This window comes from Nocardioides jiangsuensis (assembly GCF_019679455.1).
Lineage (GTDB): Bacteria > Actinomycetota > Actinomycetes > Propionibacteriales > Nocardioidaceae > Nocardioides_C > Nocardioides_C jiangsuensis.
This window is the reverse complement of the sequence record NZ_JAIEZQ010000002.1, coordinates 1,346,431-1,365,003: the sequence shown is the minus strand read 5'-3', so window position 1 is coordinate 1,365,003 and position 18,573 is coordinate 1,346,431. Positions and strand designations below refer to the sequence as shown.

At 72.8% G+C, this 18,573-nt stretch carries 18 protein-coding genes; 11 read left to right on the top strand and 7 right to left on the bottom strand.

The genetic code is table 11. The features are described 5' to 3' along the window. Positions 1-8: 8 nt before the first annotated feature. A complete protein-coding gene (locus tag K1X13_RS14900) occupies positions 9-629 on the top strand; it encodes a hypothetical protein (protein ID WP_221025806.1) in 621 nt (206 codons plus the stop codon). A 12-nt stretch (positions 630-641) separates the two neighbouring features. On the opposite strand, the gene K1X13_RS14895 is transcribed toward K1X13_RS14900, so the two are convergent. Continuing rightward, positions 642-1,028 (bottom strand): hypothetical protein, encoded by a 387-nt coding sequence (locus K1X13_RS14895; protein WP_221025805.1) that lies wholly within the window; start codon positions 1,026-1,028, stop codon positions 642-644. Between the two features lie 331 nt (positions 1,029-1,359). Beyond that, positions 1,360-2,268, bottom strand: coding sequence for a pseudouridine-5'-phosphate glycosidase (locus K1X13_RS14890; protein ID WP_221025804.1), 909 nt, complete (start codon positions 2,266-2,268; stop codon positions 1,360-1,362). Positions 2,269-2,304: 36 nt separating this feature from the next. Here K1X13_RS14890 and K1X13_RS14885 point away from each other — a divergent pair, with 36 nt between their 5' ends. From K1X13_RS14885 to K1X13_RS14870, 4 genes are all read left to right on the top strand, one after another. Then, positions 2,305-3,357, top strand: a complete 1,053-nt coding sequence (locus K1X13_RS14885; protein ID WP_221025803.1) for a carbohydrate kinase family protein — start codon at positions 2,305-2,307, stop codon at positions 3,355-3,357. Between the two features lie 36 nt (positions 3,358-3,393). After that, complete coding sequence (gene arfB, locus K1X13_RS14880) at positions 3,394-3,816, top strand: alternative ribosome rescue aminoacyl-tRNA hydrolase ArfB (RefSeq protein ID WP_221025802.1); 423 nt, start codon at positions 3,394-3,396, stop codon at positions 3,814-3,816. A gap of 408 nt (positions 3,817-4,224) precedes the next feature. Next, positions 4,225-5,472: a hypothetical protein gene (locus tag K1X13_RS19450; protein WP_221025801.1), complete on the top strand. Its 1,248-nt coding sequence runs from the start codon at positions 4,225-4,227 to the stop codon at positions 5,470-5,472. After that, entirely contained in the window at positions 5,442-6,050 is a 609-nt protein-coding gene (locus tag K1X13_RS14870) for a hypothetical protein (RefSeq protein WP_221025800.1), read from the top strand. The genes K1X13_RS19450 and K1X13_RS14870 overlap by 31 nt, the downstream gene beginning before the upstream one ends. A 242-nt stretch (positions 6,051-6,292) precedes the next feature. On the opposite strand, the gene K1X13_RS14865 is transcribed toward K1X13_RS14870, so the two are convergent. Together K1X13_RS14865 and K1X13_RS14860 are read right to left on the bottom strand one after the other, a co-directional pair. Then, positions 6,293-7,354: an endonuclease/exonuclease/phosphatase family protein gene (locus K1X13_RS14865; RefSeq protein ID WP_221025799.1), complete on the bottom strand. Its 1,062-nt coding sequence runs from the start codon at positions 7,352-7,354 to the stop codon at positions 6,293-6,295. Further along, positions 7,351-8,988 (bottom strand): nuclease-related domain-containing DEAD/DEAH box helicase, encoded by a 1,638-nt coding sequence (locus tag K1X13_RS14860; protein WP_221025798.1) that lies wholly within the window; start codon positions 8,986-8,988, stop codon positions 7,351-7,353. The genes K1X13_RS14865 and K1X13_RS14860 overlap by 4 nt, the downstream gene beginning before the upstream one ends. Positions 8,989-9,025: 37 nt before the next feature. On the opposite strand from K1X13_RS14860, the gene K1X13_RS14855 reads away from it, so the two are divergent. Beyond that, positions 9,026-9,496 carry a type II toxin-antitoxin system PemK/MazF family toxin gene (locus K1X13_RS14855; protein ID WP_221025797.1) on the top strand — a complete coding sequence of 157 codons (471 nt, stop codon included), beginning with the start codon at positions 9,026-9,028 and terminating at the stop codon, positions 9,494-9,496. 39 nt (positions 9,497-9,535) lie between these two features. Here the strand turns inward: K1X13_RS14855 and hrpA are convergent, their stop codons facing one another. Beyond that, positions 9,536-13,453: an ATP-dependent RNA helicase HrpA gene (gene hrpA / locus K1X13_RS14850; protein WP_221025796.1), complete on the bottom strand. Its 3,918-nt coding sequence runs from the start codon at positions 13,451-13,453 to the stop codon at positions 9,536-9,538. Positions 13,454-13,619: 166 nt separating this feature from the next. Between hrpA and K1X13_RS14845 the strand changes: the two genes are divergently transcribed. Further along, the gene (locus K1X13_RS14845; RefSeq protein WP_221025795.1) at positions 13,620-13,907 is read left to right on the top strand and encodes a Fe-S cluster assembly protein HesB; all 288 of its coding nucleotides are present in this window, start codon (positions 13,620-13,622) and stop codon (positions 13,905-13,907) included. Positions 13,908-14,106: 199 nt separating this feature from the next. Continuing rightward, positions 14,107-14,244: a GPGG-motif small membrane protein gene (locus K1X13_RS14840; RefSeq protein ID WP_221025794.1), complete on the top strand. Its 138-nt coding sequence runs from the start codon at positions 14,107-14,109 to the stop codon at positions 14,242-14,244. Positions 14,245-14,388: 144 nt separating this feature from the next. Here K1X13_RS14840 and K1X13_RS14835 read toward each other — a convergent pair whose 3' ends face one another. Beyond that, entirely contained in the window at positions 14,389-15,270 is an 882-nt protein-coding gene (locus tag K1X13_RS14835) for a universal stress protein (RefSeq protein WP_221025793.1), read from the bottom strand. 150 nt (positions 15,271-15,420) lie between these two features. On the opposite strand from K1X13_RS14835, the gene K1X13_RS14830 reads away from it, so the two are divergent. Next, positions 15,421-16,074: a response regulator gene (locus tag K1X13_RS14830; RefSeq protein ID WP_221025792.1), complete on the top strand. Its 654-nt coding sequence runs from the start codon at positions 15,421-15,423 to the stop codon at positions 16,072-16,074. A gap of 32 nt (positions 16,075-16,106) precedes the next feature. On the opposite strand, the gene K1X13_RS14825 is transcribed toward K1X13_RS14830, so the two are convergent. Then, a complete protein-coding gene (locus K1X13_RS14825) occupies positions 16,107-16,568 on the bottom strand; it encodes a CHRD domain-containing protein (protein ID WP_221025791.1) in 462 nt (153 codons plus the stop codon). Between the two features lie 429 nt (positions 16,569-16,997). Here K1X13_RS14825 and K1X13_RS14820 point away from each other — a divergent pair, with 429 nt between their 5' ends. Next, on the top strand, positions 16,998-17,606 hold the full coding sequence (locus K1X13_RS14820; protein ID WP_221025790.1) for a hypothetical protein: 609 nt from the start codon (positions 16,998-17,000) through the stop codon (positions 17,604-17,606). Between the two features lie 19 nt (positions 17,607-17,625). Further along, positions 17,626-18,546: a universal stress protein gene (locus K1X13_RS14815; protein WP_221025789.1), complete on the top strand. Its 921-nt coding sequence runs from the start codon at positions 17,626-17,628 to the stop codon at positions 18,544-18,546. The last annotated feature ends 27 nt before the right edge of the window (positions 18,547-18,573 follow it).

The window sequence follows — 18,573 nt, the reverse complement described above, 5'->3', positions numbered from 1 at the left end:
TGGTCGAGATGTCCGACACGCCACGACACCACCGTCCCGCTCTTCCCGGCGCGCGTCACTTCGAGACGATGCCCGGCGAGGAGGACCCGGCCGTGCGCAGCGAGGCCGCCGACCGTGCCGCGACGCTGCTGGTGCGCGGCGCGCAGGGCAGCCAGGACGCCGAGGTCGTGGAGCGCGTGGTGTCCCTCGCGGAGGTCGAGGGGCTCGACACCCTCGCGGACCTCTGGTCGGGCTCCCCCGCCGACTCCCTCGCCGGCTGCCTGTGGCGGCTCTACCTGCTGCGTTCCTGGGTGTACGCCGACGCCACGTCCGCGGCCCGTGAGTTCGACGCCGGCCGCCGGCACACGCCGGTGCACGAGGTCGTCGCCGGCGTGGTCGACCCGCCGGGGCCCGAGGAGGTCCGCCAGCTCGCCGACCAGGTGCTGCGTGGCGTGGCCACGGGTGACTTCGCGGACACGCTCTCCCGTGCCGCGGCGTTCGCCCGCGTGTGCTCCGTCGGCCGGGCCCATCTGCCGCCGGACACGGCGGGGACGACGTACACCTCGGACCTCTCGGCGGCGCGGCTGCTCACCATGGCCGAGCAGCTCGAGCAGGCCGCCCGGCTGGAGCGGTCCGGCCGGCTCGGCTGAGCTGGCCGGGGGTCAGGTGCGGGTCATCTCCTTCGGAGGGGCGTGCCCCGGCACCAGGCCCGCGTGGTCCAGCAGCTCGAGACCCCACACGGCGAGCAGCACCACCACGTACGCCGCCAGCAGGTTCTCCGCGACGGTGCCCTCCGCCAGCACCATGGCGCCCATGCCGAACGCCAGGGCCACCACCGCGAGACCGGTCTCGAGCTGTCCGACCCGGTCGTACTTGTCGCCGTTCCTGACCACGACGAACGCGGTCACCCCCAGTGCTAACCCCATCGCCGCCATCCCCCGGGTGTCGTGGGCGAACGGCATGCGGCCGTGCCCCAGGTACCCCACGTAGAGGATGCCGATGGCTGCGACGAGGACCGTCGCCAGAAGGTCTCGGACGTCTAGTCTCATCGAGTCCCCACTCCCCTTGCCCTACCTACCAGCGTTGGGGCGTGGGCGGGTGTCGGAACAGGGCCGAACGGCACGTCGGGCGGCGCCGGTGGGCCGTTCGGCGGTGCCCTAGCGGTCTAGGTCCGCCTGACGCGTCGGGGCCGTTGCGGGGCGCGGACGGTGTCCGTGGTGCCCGTCTCGTCCGTTCGGGGTTGGCTCGGGGGCCATGGCTTGTAGACTCTGTGACGCGCCGGACCGCGGCAGCCCCGGGTCCCAAAATAAGCCGCTACGAGCGGCCACGCGCCGTGAGGCGCTCCCGGTCCGGCGCACCTACTCCGTTCAGGCCCCCTCGTCAGACGCGGCCGGCGACGGCGATCTGCGCAGCGAGGCGCGCGTTCGAGAGCACCAGCGCGACGTTGGCCCACAGGCTCGCGCCCTCCGTGCGCTCGTGGAACCACGCCAGCAGGAACGGCGTGACGTCCTTCCCGGTCACCCCGGCCCGCTGCGCCGCCTCGAGCCCCGCAACCAGGGTGCGCTCGTGCAGGTCGGGGTCGAGCTCGTGCTCCTCGGCGATCGGGTTCGCCACGACCAGCCCCTGGGTCAGCCCGAGCCGGTGACGCTGGCGCATCACCGCTGCGACCTCGCCTGGCTCGTCGACCCGCCACGGGACCGGCAGACCGGTGTCCCGGACGTAGAAGCCTGGGAACACGTCGGTGCGGTAGCCCAGCACGGTCACCGACAGCGACTCGAGCCGCTCCAGGGTCGCGGCCACGTCGAGGATCGACTTCACGCCGGCGCACACCACCGTCATCGGGACGCTGCCGAGGGCCGCGAGGTCCGCTGACTCGTCCCACGTCTCGCGGGCGCCGCGGTGCACTCCCCCGAGTCCGCCGGTCGCGAAGACCCGGATACCCGCGAGGTGGGCGAGGTACGACGTCGCCGCGACCGTGGTCGCGCCCATGCCGCCGCGTGCCATCACCACGCCGAGGTCGCGGATGCTCGCCTTCACGACGTCCTCGTCCTCCGCGACCCGGAGCAGCTCGTCGTCGGACAGGCCGACGTGCACGGTGCCGTCGACGACCGCGACGGTGGCGGGCACGGCGCCGGTCCGTCGTACCTCCTCCTCGATCTGCCGGGCGGTCTGCGCGCTGGTCTCGGTCGGCAGCCCGTGGCTGATGATCGTGGACTCCAACGCCACGACACCCTGGCCTGATGCAATAGCGTCGGATACCTCGGCGGAGAGCTCGAGAGGAACGGTCATCCGGGCATTGTGCCGGAGACGGAGGGAGGTGGCGCGGTGCTGGTCTCGTGTCTGGGCGACATCATGCTCGACGTCATCGTCGACGTGCCCGGTGGACTCGTCCCGGACGACGACACCCCCGCGCACATCACGTTCTCGGCCGGGGGTCAGGCCGCGAACGTCGCCGCGTGGGTGCAGGCGCTCGGCGGCCGTGCCCGGCTGTTCGGGCCACGCGCGGAGACCGGCCCGGGACGGCTCGTGGACGAGTCGCTCCAGGCCGCGGGGATCGAGGTGCACGGTCCGCTGACAGGCCTGGCCGGGACAGTGATGTCGCTGGTCGCGAGCGGGTACCGGTCCCTCGCCTCCGACCCCGGTTCCAGCGACTGGCTCGACGCGGTGGTGCCCGGTCCGTGGCTGGACGGCGCCGACTGGCTGTTCGTGTCGGGCTACGCGCTGCTGCGGGCACCGGACCCGAAGCCGATCCTCCAGGTCGCGGCCACGGCGCGGGAGGCCGGGACACGGGTGGCGGTGGACCTGTCGTCCGGAGCGATGATCACCGCGTACGGCGCCGCACGGTTCCGCGAGCTGTGGCAGGCGCTGCGCCCGTCGGTGGTGTTCGCGAACGAGCACGAGTGGGCGGCGACCAACGCCGTACCGACAGGCGCTGACGACGGCACCGGCGCCGGGGCGGCGGCGCGTCCGGGTGCGGCGGCGCCTCCGGGTGCTGCGGCGGGTCCGGGTGCGGCGGTGCCTCCGGGTGCTGTGGCGGGTCCGGGTGCTGCGGCGGGTCTGGCTGCTGCAGCGGGTCCGGGTGCTGCAGCGGGAGGGCTCGACGGCGTCGCCGGGGAGCGTGTTTCGGGGTTCGGCGCCGGAGGCACCGCGGTACTGGTGCTCAAGCAGGGGGCCGCCGGCTGCACGTTCGTGATCGACGGGGTCGGCGACCACCGTGCGCCGGTGCCGGGCCCGGTCCGCGACGTCACCGGCGCCGGCGACGCCCTGGCGGCGGGCTTCCTGATGGGCCGCGCCGACCTGGCGATGGAGTCCGCGGCGCGGTGCATCGCGGCAGTCGGCGCGCAGCCGCACACCGTCCTCCAGCAGGACACCCCGTGAGTCGCGGGGACGCCCGATGAGGGGCGGGGACGCCCGGTGAGGGGCGGGCTGCGCGCGGCCAGTGTCGAGATCCCGGAAGGCGAGCTGGCCTGGCGCTTCAGCCGGTCGAGCGGTCCCGGCGGGCAGTCGGTGAACACGGCCGACAGCCGGGTGGAGCTCACCTTCGACCTCGGTGGATCCCCGTCGGTTCCGGAGCACCTGCGGTCGCGTGCGCTGGCGCGTCTGAACCACCGCCTCTCCGAGGGTCGGGTGACCATCGCGGCGTCGGAGTACCGGTCGCAGCACCGCAACCGCGAGGCCGCTCGTGCCCGGCTGGCCGAGCTACTGACGGACGCGTTCCGGCCGCCCGCGCCGAAGCGCAGGCCGACGAAGCCGACCCGCGGCTCGAAGGAGCGAAGGCTGGCCGGCAAGAAGCGACGCAGTGACGTGAAGGCGATGCGCCGCCGTCCCGCCGACTGAGCAGCCGCGACTGCGTACCTGGCGACGATGACCCCCGGGGGGGCTCGCTCGCCGCGCTTACTGCGGATGCGACGCACGCACCCGGCGTCAGCCCGACCTGGTCGACGACGGTGAGTTGGTAGCCGGCATGGACCTCTCGCTGCGCTCGAGGCTGCACGCGACCATGGAAGGTGACCCGCCGTCAGCGTCACCGAATCAGGCTCGACCACCGCCGCCGCCTGGCCCACGTGCTGACCGCACCGTCCTGGCGAAGGCGCACGAGAACGCCGGCCTCGCCTGAGACGAGTGAGCAGCCTCATGGCCGAGCTGCGGGCCCATCCCTGCGTGCCGGACGCTCCTTGCACAGCCGGTGATCCGGCTGCTCTTCGGTGGCCGGAAAGTGTCGGTGGTCGGTCGTAGGTTGGGGTGATGGAGGCGGTGATCGAGGACCACGACGCGGCGGGGACGCTGGCGTCGCTGGCGCGGTTGCGTCGGGTCCGGGTGGAGGCGGAGCGGGACGTGTTCTTGCTGGTGGCGCACTTCGCGGACCTGTGCCACGCCGACTCGGTGCAGCGGACCCCAGCGAGTGCGGGCCGGGCAGGGCGGGTGTTCACCGGGATGGAGCGGGCGGTGTCCCTGGGTGGGGTGGGGACGCCGCTGGTGCGGGAGTTCGCCGCCTCCGAGGTGGCCGGGGAGCTGGAGATCTCCAGCTACGCCGCCCGGGCGTTGCTGGCCGACGTGCTCGACGTGCGGCACCGGCTGCCCCGGCTGTGGGCCCGGGTGATGGCGTGTGAGGTGGCGACGTGGGTGGCGCGGAAGGTCGCGGTGGCGACCCGGGACCTGACACCCGAGCAGGCGTTGTTCGTCGACGCCGGGGTGGCGGAGTACGCCGACGGCCGGCTGTCGTGGTCGAGGTTCGAGACGGTGCTCGAGGCCCGGGTCGTGGAGGCGGACCCGGAGGCGGCGGCGGCGCGGGAGGCCGCGGCCGCGGCGGAGCAGTTCGCGAAGGTCGGCCGGTCCAACGAGCACGGCCAGAAGACGCTGTACGTGAGGTCCACCGCGGCGGTGATCACGAGGATCGACGCCACCTTGGACTACCTGTGCCAGGCGCTGCGGGCGCTCGGGGAGACCGAGAACGCGGACGAGCTGCGGGTGAAGGCGATGTTGCTGCTCGCCAACCCGGTCCAGGCCGTCGAGCTGCTGACCGCCTACAAGCACGCCCACAGCAGACGTGAGACCACCCCCGCCGCGGGCACGAGCTCGGAACCGGCCTCCGCTGCGGGTGGTCCGCCTCCCCGTCCAGTCGGCCCGAGTCTCGGTGGTTCGCTCGGTGATCAGGACGAGCCACTGCCGTTCGACGACCCGGCGTCTGGTCCGACATCCAGCACCACCCCGGATTCAGGGTCGGACTCGACGTCTGGGCCGGATGCCGGGCCGCCGGGGCTGAGTGAGCACGACCTGCACCCGAGCGAGAACGACGCCGACGACCCACCCGAGCCCGGCCAGGGGAGAGCTCTGCCCTGCCCCACCTGCGGGACCGCCGCCTCACGGGCAGCCTCGGCGTCACCGCCAGGCGAGCGCGGGACGCCGCCGACAGGTGACCCGTCGCCGTTCACCCGGCCGCCGGGCGTGGGCACGCGGTGGGGGTGGACTGGGCCCGGCTGCTGCCCACGGTGACCCTGTACGTGCACCTGACCGACCACACCCTGGCCACCGGCCACGGGGTCGCCCGCTGGGAGGGCGAGGGACCGGTCTCCGCGCAGTACGTCCGGGACTTCCTCGGCCCCACCAGCCGGTTCACCATCAAGCCGGTGATCGACCTCGCCGGCCAGGCGGCCGTGGACGCCTACGAGGTCCCCGACCGGCTCCGCGAGGCGGTGCACCTGCGCACCCCGGCCGACGTGTTCCCGTACGCGTCGAACACCAGCCGCCGGATGGACCTCGACCACACCCGGCCCTACCGGCACACCGCCTCGGCAGGGCAGACCGGGATGGACAACCTCGGCCCGCTCGGCCGGTTCCACCACCGGGTCCGCACCCACGGCAACTGGGCCGTCGAACAGCCCTTCCCGGGCATCTACCTCTGGCGCGCACCCCACGGCAGATCTACCTGGTCGACCACACCGGCACCCGCAAGGTCACCGACCCCTGGACCAAGTCGGCCACCGGCCAGAACGACCACACCGACGGCGCGAGAGACGCCACCGAAGACGGCCTCGCCACGGTCACCCCGCTCGAGACCCACTTCGCCCTGATCATCAGCGAAGGCGCGGCCTAACCTCCGAGCTATCGGTCGCCGCGGAACGAACGCTTCATTCCTCTACCAGTCTGCTCGCCCGCCGGAGCCCGGAGACAGCGGCCGCCGACCGCCGGGGCCCGGAGACAGCGGCCGTCGCCCACCGGGGCCCGGCGACGACGGGCCAAGCCCCAGGCGTCAACCGGCACGCGCCACGCCGGCGCCGGTCCTGCCACCGCCGCGACGTCCCGCGTGGCCGCGTCAGAGCAGGACGTCCGCGATGACGCACGCGTGGTCCGACGGCCACAGTCGTACGCCGGTCCCCCGGTGCGTCGCGCGATCCTCGGGACGGTCACCGACCACCCAGCAGGCCTCGACAGAGGCGTCACGCACCCACAGGTAGTCGATGCGCACCCCCAGCGCGCTGTCGTCGTTCCCGAGCTCGGCCGACTGCCCACTGGTCATCCCCAGCCCCTCACCGTGCCCGACCACCCACGCGTCGACGTACGGCGTCGGCATCCCGATCCGCTCGGGTACGGCGTTGAAGTCACCGGCCACCACGACAGGGAAGCCCGGCTCCCCCACCGCGGCCACGAGCTCGTCGCGCTGGGCGTTGCGGGTCGGCTCGTCGTACGCCTCGGTGTGCGTGTTCACGAAACGCAACCGCGCCCCAACGCCGGCCCCACCGCCACCGCCGGCCCCACCGCCGGCCCCACCGCCAGCACCCGCACCTGCACCTGCACCAGCACCGGGCGAGCCCACCCGCAGGTCGACCCAACCCCAACCCCGGGCGACGTTGAACGTCAGCCCTTCCATCCCCGTGCTGATGTCCAGCGCCGAGACGAAGCCACCCGTCCGCGCGTCCTCGACCACGATCCCCCGGTCACGCCGCACCAGCACCACGTTGTGCCCGAGCACCGACATCACCTCGCTGCCCGAGACGGCCGCGCTCCCCCGGAAGTTCGCGTCGCACGCGTACGCGTCATACGGCGCCCCGACGCCCGCGAGCGCGGCCTCCAGCTCGCCGAGGAAGTCCAGCCACACCGCCGACTCCGCCGGCCCGTCCGCCCCCTCGGACATCACCGCCGACGACCACTGCGCCACCTCCTGCAGCCCGACCACGTCCACCTCCTCGCGGACCAGCAGCCGGGCGATCACCTCCGCGCGCGCCGGGAAGTCCGTCGCGGCGAGCTGGTCGCGTACGACACGCGCCTGGCGCAGCAGCCCCTCGGCGTCCACCACGCCGAACATCAGGCTGAGGTCCGCGCCGAGGTAGACGTTGTACGTCGCCACCCGCAGCCGCGGACGAGCACCGTCGCTCACGTGGCCGACTCGCGGAGCTTGCGCAGCGTGGCCTCCCCAGCCACCTCCCGGACGAAGTCCGGCTCTCCGCACACGACGAGCAGGTCGGTGGCGCGCGACATCCCGACGTACAGCCGCTCCCGCGACCGCTCCCGCGGCGACGACTCGTTCAACGCGAGCACGACGCACCGCCGCTCCAGTCCCTTGAACCCGAGCACGTGGCCGTAGAACACCTCGTCCTTGTCCCAGTAGGTGTCCCAGTACCCGTCCTGCCCCAGGCTCTCCTGCAGGTGCGCCTGGTACGGGTGCCGCGACCCCGTCGTCAGCAGCGCGACGTCCTCGTGCCGCCACGTGTCGAGCAGCCGGTCGACCTCCTCGTCGGCGGCGTCGCACGCCTCCTCCGCGCTGCACTCGACGAACCGCACCCGCGGCCCGTCGCCGCCCACGGCGCGCATCCGTGTCGTGCCGAGCGACTGGAACGTCTCGGCGATCTGCCGTGTGTTGCGCAGGTTCTGGTCCAGCAGCAGCGTCGGCATCGGCACGGGCGTGTCGCCGAACCGGGCGAACACCCGCTGCCCCTCGTCGGAGAACACGTAGATCCCGCCGGTGTCGGGGTCCTTGAGCGCCGCGAGCAACGCGTCCCACCATGTGTCGGCGAAGTCCTGCACCTCGTCGACGACCACCGCGTCGAACCGCTGCCCCTCGGGGAGCCCTGCCGCCAGGTCGACCATCCGCGCCGGCAGCACCTGCTCCCAGTAGTCGGTGTCCGACCCGACCTCCGCACCCCACGAGTGCCCGAGCCCGTGGAACGTGCCGATGTACGCCGGCCGCGACTTGTACGACAGCCCGTCACAGCGCCGTTGCAGGTACGACGCCAGGCCCCGCGAGTAGCACAGCAGCGCGACCCGCTGCCCGCTGCGCGTGAGCCGCCGCCCCTGCTCCATCGCCAGCCACGTCTTCCCGCTGCCCGGGCCACCGCGTACCTCCGCGCGCGGCAGCAGCCGGATCGCGTCGAGCAGCGCCCCCTGGTCCTGGGTCAGCCGCTCCGCCTCCGCCTCCCGGTCGTCCGCGAGCACAAGCAGGTCACGCTGCAGCGGCATCCGGCCGTAGCGCCACTCGTCGATGGTGTCGAGGTCGTCGAGGTCCGCCACGCGGTACGCGTTCTCCTGCCGCTCCAGCACGCCGCGCAGCGAGGCCACCAGGTCGGGCATCTGCCCGCGGTCCACGATCCGCCACCGCGGGCAGTGCGGCAGCTCGAAGTCCTCGCCCACCGAGTCGAACGGCAGCACCACCGCGTGCCCGAACCGGATCCGGGTGCGGTCGCCCCACCGGCGGTCGCGGTAGAGCGAGTCGCGAACGGCGTACATCCCGTTCCGCGCCTGGCCCACCGGGTCCACGTCGACCCGGCGGCCGCCACGCGGGATCGTCCACCGGTCCCCGTCGTACCGGATGCCGCGGCCCTTGACCTCCACCGCCACCACGCCGAGCCCGGCGAAGCAGACCAGCGCGTCGACCTCGTAATCCTCGCCGCGGTGGGTCACCCGGACGTCGGCCATCAGCAGGTCGTCGTCCCCCGCCTGCTCGCACAGCGCCCGCCACACGGCCCGCTCGCTGTCGTTGGGCAGGTGCGGCTCCTGGGCCGGGACTCGAGGCATGGCGCCCATCATGGCGGTCCCGGCTAGGGTCGCGGGCATGAACCGCCTGGCGAACAAGCTCCGCTCCTTCCTCCGTCCCACCACCGGTACGTCGACGCGGGCGGCCACCGCGCCGTCGACGGGCCCGGTGGTGGAGTACGCCCCCGAGGCCGACGGGCAGCCCGACCCGGGTGAGGTGGTGTGGGCCTGGGTCGCCTACGAGGACGACCCGTCCCAGGGCAAGGACCGGCCGGTGCTCGTGATCGGCCGCGACGGAGACACCCTGCTCGCGCTCCAGCTCAGCAGCCAGGACCACGACCTCGACGCCGAGGACGAGGCCCGCTACGGCCGCTACTGGATGGACGTGGGCACCGGTGGCTGGGACGCCGAGCGCCGCCCCAGCGAGGTCCGCCTCGACCGGTTGCTGCGGATGCGGCAGGACGAGGTACGCCGCGAGGGCGCGATCCTCGACCGCGCCATGTTCGACGCCGTCGTCCGTGAGGCCCGCGGCCACCACGACCTGCCCTGACGAACGGCCCCGGCGCGGAGGTCGGGGCAGAGCCGACCGTCAGGCCGCCTCGAGCGCCTTCCGGATCCGGGTGTCGGAGACGGAGTACGCCGTGCCGAGGTTCTGGGCCCACAGACTGACCCGGAACTCCTCGAGCATCCACCGCACCTTGCGCAGCGCGGCACTCTCCGGCCGCCCGGCGGGCAGCGCGGCGACCCGGTTCAGGTAGGCCTCCTGCAGGCTCGCCAGCTGGTCCATGAGCAGCCGGTCGCGCCCGACGGACGACGGCAGCCGCTCCCGTCGCGCCTGCACGGCCGCCAGGTACCGCGGCAGCTCGCGCAGCTGTGCCGCCCCCGTGTCGGCGACGAAGCCGCGGTGCACCAGCCGGCCCACCTGGGCCTTCATGTCGCTCAGCGCCGGCAGCATCGGCAGGTCCGCCGACCCGCTCAGCGCGCGGTCGGTCTCCCGCCACACGGCGAGCACCCGGGTGACGTCGTACAGCACCGCCCGGGTCGTCTCCACCAGGTCGGCGCGCACCTTGTCGGTGAGCGCCGCGAAGCCGGCCTCGTCCCAGACCGGCCCGCCGTTGCGCTCCACGAGCGCGTCGACCGCGGCCGCCACGCAGTCCTCGAGCAGGTCGTGGACCGAGGGGTACGGCGACCCGGCGAGCGTGAGCTTGTCGGCGTTGGAGAGCCCCTCGGCCACGGACCGGGCCGGGGAGGGGATCGCGAGCATCAGCAGCCGGCGCAGTCCGTGGCGCATCGACGCCTCCTGCTCCGCCTCGGAGCCGAGCACCTGCACCCCGACGGTCGCGGGACCGCCGGCCTCCGCCTCGTCGACCAGCGCCGGGTAGCCACGCACCTCGTGCCCCGCGCGGACGCTGGTGAAGGTGCGCTCCAAGGTCCCGAAGGTCCACGTGGTCTGCCCGGTCACGGTCACCCCGCTCGACTCCGCGGCCGCCGACATCGCCTGCCGGAACTTCGGTCGCAGGGGCTCCTTGAGCGCCTCGAGGTCCTTGCCCTCGCCGACCACCTTCCCCGCCTCGTCGACGACCCGGAAGGTCGGCCGCAGGTGGCCGGGCACCTTCGACCAGTCCCAGGCCTCGCGCGGGACGACGACCCCGGTGGTGGCGCGCAGGAACCGCTCCAACGCGTCGAGCAGCGGCTCCTCCCCCGGCGAGACCGCGTCGAGGAACGCGCGGGCGTGGTTCGGCGCCGGCACGAAGTTCACCCGCAGCTGCTTGGGCAGGGAGCGGATCAGCGCGACCACGAGGTCCTCGCGGAACCCGGGCACCTGCCACGAGAACGCGTCGGCCTCCACCTGGTTCAACGTGGCGACCGGCAGGTCGACGGTGACGCCGTCGGCGGCGGTGCCCGGCTCGAACTGGTAGGTCAGCGGCATCACGAGGTCGCCCTCGCGCCACTCGTCGGGGTAGTCGTGCGCGGTCACCGACGCCGCCGCCTCGTTGACCAGCATCTCGGGGTCGAAGGTCAGCAGCTCCGGGTCCTTCTGCCGTGCCTTCTTCCACCACGTGTCGAAGTGCGCGCCGGACACGACCTCGGCGCCCACCCGGGCGTCGTAGAAGTCGAACAGCGTGTGCTCGTCGACCATGATGTCTCGCCGTCGGGCCCGGTGCTCGAGCTCCTCGACCTCCTCGAGCAGCGCGCGGTTCGCGGCGAAGAACCTGTGCCGCGTCGACCACTCGCCGTAGACCAGCGCGTGCCGGATGAACAGCTCGCGGGCCAGGGCCTGGTCGACCTTGCCGTACGACACCAGCCGTTCGGCGACCAGCGGGACGCCGTACAGCGTGACCCGCTCGTAGGCCATCACCGCCGCCCGCTTCTTCGACCAGTGCGGCTCGGACCAGGTGCGCTTGACCAGGTGCGCGCCGAGCGCCTCGGCCCACTCCGGCTTGACCGCGGCGTTGATCCGGCCCCACAGCCGCGACGTCTCCACGAGCTCGGCGGACATCACGAACTGCGGCTGCTTCTTGAACAGCCCCGACCCGGGGAAGATCGAGAACCGCGCGTTGCGCGCGCCCAGGTAGTCACGGCGGTCCGGGTCCCGCAGGCCGATGTGCGAGAGCAGCCCGGACAGCAGCGACTGGTGGATCGCGTCCTCGTCCGGGGTGTCCGCGGGCTGTCCGACGTCGAGGCCGAGCTGCTTGGCGACCTGGCGCAGCTGCGCCTCGAGCTCCTGCCACTCCCGGATCCGCAGGTAGTTGAGGTACTCCGCGCGGCACATCCGGCGGAACGCGCTGGAGGACAGGTCGCGCTGCTGCTGCCGGACGTAGCGCCACAGGTTCAGCAGCGTCAGGAAGTCCGAGCTCTCGTCGCGGAAGCGCGCGTGCATCTGGTCCGACTGCGCCTTGAGCTCGGCCGGCCGCTCGCGCGGGTCCTGCACCGACAGCGCCGCCGCCACGACGAGCACCTCTCGCAGGCACCCGAGCCGGTCGGCCTCCACGACCATCCGTGCGAGCCGCGGGTCGATCGGGAGTACGGCGAGCTGGCGACCGAGCCCGGTGAGCAGGTGCCGACCCGGGACGAGCGCGCCGAGCTCCTCGAGGAGCTGCACGCCCGCCTTCACGTTGCGCTGGTCGGGCGGGTCCACGAACGGGAACCGGCCGACGTCGCCGAGCCCCAGCGCGGTCATCTGCAGGATCACCGAGGCGAGGTTGGTGCGGAGGATCTCGGGGTCGGTGAACTCCGGGCGGCTCTCGAAGTCCTCCTCCGAGTAGAGCCGGATGCAGATGCCCGCCTCGACCCGGCCGCAGCGGCCCGTCCGCTGGTTGGCCGAGGCCTGGCTGATCGGCTCGATCGGCAGCCGCTGCACCTTGGTCCGGAACGAGTACCGGGAGATCCGCGCGAACCCCGCGTCGACGACGTACCGGATCCCCGGAACGGTCAGCGAGGTCTCCGCCACGTTCGTGGCCAGCACGACCCGGCGCTTGGTGTGCCGCTCGAAGACCTTGTGCTGCTCGGCGCCGGACAGCCGCGCGTACAGGGGCACCACGTCGAACTCGTCGACCACCCGCGCCGGCCGCAGCTTGGCCAGCACGTCGGCGGTGTCGCGGATCTCCCGCTCGCCGGGGAGGAACACCAGGATGTCGCCGGGCCCCTCCGCGACGAGCTCCTGGACGGCCTCGACGATCGCCTCGGTCTGGTCCCGGACGACGGTCTCGCCCTCGTCGTCGTCGTAGGTCTCCTCCACCAGCGGCCGGTAGCGCACCTCGACCGGGTAGGTCCGGCCGGAGACCTCGACGATCGGCGCGTCGTCGAAGTGCCGGCTGAACCGCTCCGGGTCGATGGTGGCGGAGGTGATCACGACCTTGAGGTCGGGACGGCGCGGCAACAGCTGCTTGAGGTAGCCGATGATGAAGTCGATGTTCAGGCTGCGTTCGTGCGCCTCGTCGATGATGAGCGTGTCGTACGCCGACAGCATCCGGTCGTGCTGCATCTCGTTCAGCAGGATGCCGTCGGTCATCAGCTTGACCAGGGTGTCCTGGCTGGAGCGGTCGGTGAACCGCACCTGGTAGCCCACGGTGCTGCCGAGCTCGGTGCCGAGCTCCTCGGCGATCCGCTCCGCGACGCTGCGGGCCGCGATCCGGCGCGGCTGCGTGTGCCCGATCAGACCCTGCACGCCGCGGCCGAGCTCGAGGCAGATCTTCGGCAGCTGGGTGGTCTTCCCCGAGCCGGTCTCGCCTGCCACGATCACGACCTGGTGGTCGCGGATCGCCGCGGCGAGGTCCTCGCGCCGCTGGCTGACCGGCAGCTCCTCGGGATAGCGGATCTCCGGCACCAGCGCCGCACGCCGCTCGACCTGCTCCGGGCTCAGCCGCCGCTCACCGCGACCACCCCTCCCGCCGGCGCTGCCGCGGTTGCCGCCGCCCCGGCCCGGGCGACCCGAGCGCCTGCGGGAACGCGGACGGTCGTCGCCGCCCTCGGGGACACGACGGGAGGGCGGGGCGGGCTCAGACATGACGTCACGAGTCTAGGGCGAGCCGGCAACCGGCTTTGCCGTCGCACCGGACGCACGGACATGTCCGACACGCCCGGGACCCCGCCGAGGATTTGAGTCGGAGTGCCATGGCGGGCACGGTGGAGGGAGAACGAACGCAAGACGCCATCGATCGAAAGGCACACACGTGCTCACTCTGACCGAGAACGCCAGCACCGTCGTCAAGAGCATCGTCGACCAGACCAGCGAGGCCGAGCAGGCCGGGCTGCGCATCAGCCAGGACGCCGAGGACTCCCCCGCTCTGCACGTCATTCCCACCGAGGCACCGCAGCCCGGGGACCAGGTCCTCGAGGACGGCGGCGCCCGGGTGTTCCTCGAGGAGACCGCCGCGGTCACCCTCGACGACAAGATCCTCGACGCGCAGGTCGACGACAACGGCGGGGTGCAGTTCACCATCGCCGCGCAGACCGTCTGAGGACGCACCTGCCGGGCGGCCACGCCGCCCCACGCAGACGAGGACAGGGCCGGAACCCCGCGCGGGTCCGGCCCTGTTCCTGTGTCCACCGCCGTACTGTTCGTCCGCTCGGAGCACGTCGTGACCAAATCTTGACCGCAGGGCGGGTTTGGGACGCGTGGTGCGCGGGCATCACTCCAGTCGAACAGGAGGAAACACCATGACAACGCTGCTACTGATCCTCGGGATCATCCTCGTCATCGCCGGTGTCGTCGGACTCGTCCGCGGCCAGATGCTCTGGGGAATCATTCTCATCGTGCTCGGGCTCATTCTCGCGCCCGGATCCCAGCTGCTGTAACCGCATCACCTGCACCACCCTTTCCAGAGCGGTGGGCCCGGCCACCGCACCCGGCCCCCCTTCCCCGCGGGGGGCCCGGGCCCGCGCCCGGGCCCACCGCTCTTTTCTCGTGCCGTGCCCGCCCTGGCGGGACGGGCCCGGCACCTAGGGCCGTACCACGGCGACCGGGCACTCGGCCCGCTCCACCACTCCTCGACTCACCGAGCCGAGCAGCCGGGACCTCACCAGGCGACGTCCGCGCGTACCCACCACGACGAGCGACGCCGCTCTGGACGCCTCGACCAGCTGGTGGACGGGGTCCCCGCGCCGGTACATCTCCGTGACGGCCACATCCGGGTACTTCTCCCCCAGGCCGGCCATCGTCTCGGCGACCAGCCGTTCCTCCTCCTCACTGAGGTTCACCTTCTGCGCATAGGTCCGCAGGTCGACCACCGACGAGACGTGCTCGCGCAGGTCCCAGGTGGCGTGCAGGACGGTGAGGGGGCGGCCCCGCACCGACGCGGCGTGGAAGGCGTGCTCCACGGCCGCGGTCGACGCCGGGGTCCCGTCGACGCCGACCACCACGGGCCCGTCCCGCAGCACGTCCGCCGCGGACCGGACGACCACGACCGGGCAGGCGGCCTCCCGGATGACGGGGGCGCTCACCGACCCCAGCAGGGCGCTGACGACCGCTCCCCGGCCGCGCGCCCCCAGGACCACCATGGCGGCGGTCTCGGAGGCCTCGACCAGCATCGTGGACGGGTCACCCGTCGTCACGACGCTCTCCACGCCCACGGTCCAGTCGGCCGCGCGCGCCTCCCGCACCGCCTCGCCGACGATCGACCGGCCGACCGAGAGCAGCCCCCGCTCGCTGGCGAGGACGTCCTCGAGGTCGTCCATCGCCCCGGCGAACCCGGTGGCGTGCACGACGGTCAGTCCGCGCCCCTCGAGGGCGGCGGCGCGCACGGCCCACAGCAGCGCGGCCGAGCCGGCCTCGGACCCGTCGACCCCGACGACCACCGTTCCGTGCACCACCGACATGTCCATGCCTCAACCCTCGCCGCGCCCGCCGGCACCGATAAGGGCCCATCGTCCGCGCCGGAAGGGACCTCCGACCCCCGGCGTGGCGTACGTCGCCGACGGCCGATTGCGCGACGTTGCGTGCAAAGAAGGGGGGCGCAGGGTAGAAACGACCTCATGGACACCACGCCCGGCGAACGGCCCATCCGCGTCTTCCTGCTCGACGACCACGAGGTGGTCCGTCGCGGGCTGCACGACCTGCTCGAGAGCGAGGGCGACATCGAGGTCGTCGGCGAGTCCGGGTCGGTCCGCGAGGCGATCGCGCGGATCCCCGCGCTGCGCCCCGACGTGGCCGTGCTCGACGGGCGGCTGCCGGACGGCAGCGGCATCGACGTGTGCCGCGAGGTGCGCTCGGTCGACCCCACTATCAAGGCGCTGATCCTCACCAGCTACGACGACGACGAGGCGCTGTTCGCGGCGATCCTCGCCGGTGCGGCCGGCTACGTCCTCAAGCAGATCACCGGCAACGACCTGATCGACGGGGTACGCCGGGTCGCCGCGGGCCAGTCCCTGCTCGACCCCACGCTGACCGCCCGGGTCCTCGAGCGGGTGCGCAAGGGTCCGGAGGCCAACGAGGAGCTCGCGAAGCTGACCGAGCAGGAGCGCAAGATCCTCGCGCTCATCGCCGAGGGTCTCACCAACCGGCAGATCGGCGAGCGGCTGTTCCTCGCCGAGAAGACCGTGAAGAACTACGTGTCGAGCATCCTGTCCAAGCTCGGGCTCGAGCGACGTACCCAGGCCGCGGTGCTCGCCGCCAAGCTGCTTAAGTAGCGGGCCGGCCGGAGCCGGGCCGCCCCTGGCCGCTACCGGTGCAGGACACCCTGGATCGCGCCCGCCGGGTAGTCCTCGTTGTGCACGTTGACGTAGTACCGGCGCGGGTGCTCCACGATCTTCCGGATCGTCGGCTTCGGCACCTTGCGCGCGCACGTGGCGCCGCCGGTGACCGACCCGGAGAGGCCGACGACGATGCCGCCGTCGGACCGACGGTGGATGTGCGCCGCGTTGGGCGTGGCGATCTTCGACCACGTGATCGTCGCGCACACCTTGCGCTTGGCCTTGAACAGCCGGACCACGGCGTACCCGGTGCCGTCCGGGTCTCCGGTGTCGGTGCCCTCGAGCTCCGCGACGAGCCGTGGTGCCGCGGCCTGCTGGGCGGCGGCCGTCCCGGAGCCGGTCCCGACGCCGACGAACGACGTCGCGGCCAGGGCGGCGCTGAGCGCGACCGCACTGCTGCGACTGCGCAGCGGCACTGTGTGGATGGTCATCTCTTCCTCCTCGAGGTTGCCGTGTCCTCGGGCGGCCCAGGGGCCGGCGGTGAGCCGGCCGGACCTGGACCGCCCTTCCCCGAGCAACCGAGGAGGGGCTCGGCCCCCGGGTGTCAGGGGTCGTCGGTCCGTCCCGCCTCCGGGCCGCCCGCTCGTGTGACATCCCCCTCAGCACGATGCTGCGCTCTCGCGGCGCCGGAGGGAATGGCGCACTGAGGCTGGCCCACCCGTCCGCACGGACGGCGCGGACCGGGGCGGTCGAACGGGTCGCCCCGCGGTGGGACAGCGGGGACAGCGGCCCTGGAGGGCTGGGACCTTGGGCCCTCGAGGTCGTGCCTGTCGGCACTCACCGCCGCCCCGCCGCCGCTCGATGCTGGTCATGTCAGGAGAAACCACTCCCGGCGCCAGAACCTCTCAGGGGAGGACAGGATGACCACCACCCACCACCGCCACGCGATCGACGTCGAGAGCGTCGTCACAGAGCCCGAGGTAGTCACCAGCTCGGCGGCGCGCAAGGCGCTCGCGGCGATGCGGATCATGTTCGGGCTCACCTTCTTGTGGGCCTTCTTCGACAAGCTGCTCGCACTCGGCTACCACACCGGCGCCATCACCAACGAGGAAGGCGTACGCACCGGGATCGACTTCTACGCCCAGGACGCCGCCTGGCTCAACGGCGGCAGCCCCACCGAGGGCTTCTTGAAGTTCGGCGTCGCCGAAAGCAACCCGTTCCAGGGCTTCTACAACAGCATCGGCGGCACGTTCCTGGCCGACGCGCTGTTCATGCTCGGCCTGCTCGGCATCGGCCTGGCCCTCACCTTCGGGTTCGGGATGCGGATCGCCGCCGCCAGCGGCGCGCTGCTCTACTTCCTGATGTGGACCGCCAGCCTGCCGCTGGACAACAACCCGGTCCTCGACGACCACCTGCTCGGCGCGATCGGCGTCATCGTCCTCGGCCTCACCCTCGCCGGCGACACCTGGGGTGTCGGCAAGCAGTGGGCGCGGACGCACCTGGTCCGCCAGTACCGGTTCCTCCGGTAACCACGGGCGACGATCTTCGATGACACTCGAAGAGAGCACGACGGCGACCGGCGAGTGGGCCGACACCCACAAGCCGATCGTCGTCGCCGTGGACGGCTCCGAGCGCAACCGCGCAGCCGTGCTGTGGGCGGCCCACGAGGCCGCCGACACCGGCTGCGTGCTCACGCTCGTCACGGCCGTCGAGGACCACGTGGTGGCCACCCCCCACTTCTCGGTGCGCAGCCAGGACCAGGAGGCGCTCGACATGCTCGCCGACGTGCGGCACGAGGTGCACCACGTCGTGGCCGAGCACCAGGTGCGTTCGGAGGTCGTGGCCGGCTCGCCGGTCGACGTACTCCTCGACCGGGCGCGCGAGGCGCGGCTGCTGGTCGTGGGCAAGCGCGGCCTCGGCACCTTCACCCGGATCATCGTGGGCTCCACCTCGATCGCGCTGGCCGGCCGCGCGCACGTCCCGGTCGCCATCGTGCCCGACAAGTGGCACCCGGAGGAGCACCGCGGCGCCCCGATCGTCCTGGGCATCGACCCGTACAAGGTCGACCAGCCGCCGGTGGACCTCGCGTTCCGCCGTGCCGCCCGGCTCGGCGTACCGCTCGTGCTCGTGCACGGGTGGGAGACCCCGACGGTCTACTCCTGGGACGCGGCCGCGGTCGCCGGCGTCACCTCCGAGTGGGAGCAGCAGGCCCGCGAGGAGTTCGAGCGGCTCGCCGGGACCTGGCACGCGCGCTTCCCCGACGTCGACCTGCGGGTGGTGCACCGCAACCAGCACCCGGCCATGGCGGTGCTCGACGCCGCCGAGGACGCCCAGCTCGTCGTCCTGGGACGGCACACCGACAGCAAGCTCGGCGGCTTCACCTTCGGCTCCGTGGCCCGCGCCGTCCTGCACTACAGCGAGTGCCCGGTCGTGGTGGCGCCCGCCGACAAGGCCGGCCACCACGCCTGACCAACCACCAACCACCGACGGCCTCGG

Excerpts from the sequence above, each read along its gene's own strand:
- K1X13_RS14900 (WP_221025806.1), top strand. The coding sequence starts at position 9 with ATGTCCGACACGCCACGACACCACCGTCCCGCTCTTCCCGGCGCGCGT.
- K1X13_RS14895 (WP_221025805.1), bottom strand. The coding sequence starts at position 1,028 with ATGAGACTAGACGTCCGAGACCTTCTGGCGACGGTCCTCGTCGCAGCC.
- K1X13_RS14890 (WP_221025804.1), bottom strand. The coding sequence starts at position 2,268 with ATGACCGTTCCTCTCGAGCTCTCCGCCGAGGTATCCGACGCTATTGCA.
- K1X13_RS19450 (WP_221025801.1), top strand. The coding sequence starts at position 4,225 with ATGGAGGCGGTGATCGAGGACCACGACGCGGCGGGGACGCTGGCGTCG.
- K1X13_RS14860 (WP_221025798.1), bottom strand. The coding sequence starts at position 8,988 with ATGCCTCGAGTCCCGGCCCAGGAGCCGCACCTGCCCAACGACAGCGAG.
- K1X13_RS14855 (WP_221025797.1), top strand. The coding sequence starts at position 9,026 with ATGAACCGCCTGGCGAACAAGCTCCGCTCCTTCCTCCGTCCCACCACC.
- hrpA (WP_221025796.1), bottom strand. The coding sequence starts at position 13,453 with ATGTCTGAGCCCGCCCCGCCCTCCCGTCGTGTCCCCGAGGGCGGCGAC.
- K1X13_RS14840 (WP_221025794.1), top strand. The coding sequence starts at position 14,107 with ATGACAACGCTGCTACTGATCCTCGGGATCATCCTCGTCATCGCCGGT.
- K1X13_RS14835 (WP_221025793.1), bottom strand. The coding sequence starts at position 15,270 with ATGGACATGTCGGTGGTGCACGGAACGGTGGTCGTCGGGGTCGACGGG.
- K1X13_RS14830 (WP_221025792.1), top strand. The coding sequence starts at position 15,421 with ATGGACACCACGCCCGGCGAACGGCCCATCCGCGTCTTCCTGCTCGAC.
- K1X13_RS14825 (WP_221025791.1), bottom strand. The coding sequence starts at position 16,568 with ATGACCATCCACACAGTGCCGCTGCGCAGTCGCAGCAGTGCGGTCGCG.
- K1X13_RS14820 (WP_221025790.1), top strand. The coding sequence starts at position 16,998 with ATGACCACCACCCACCACCGCCACGCGATCGACGTCGAGAGCGTCGTC.
- K1X13_RS14815 (WP_221025789.1), top strand. The coding sequence starts at position 17,626 with ATGACACTCGAAGAGAGCACGACGGCGACCGGCGAGTGGGCCGACACC.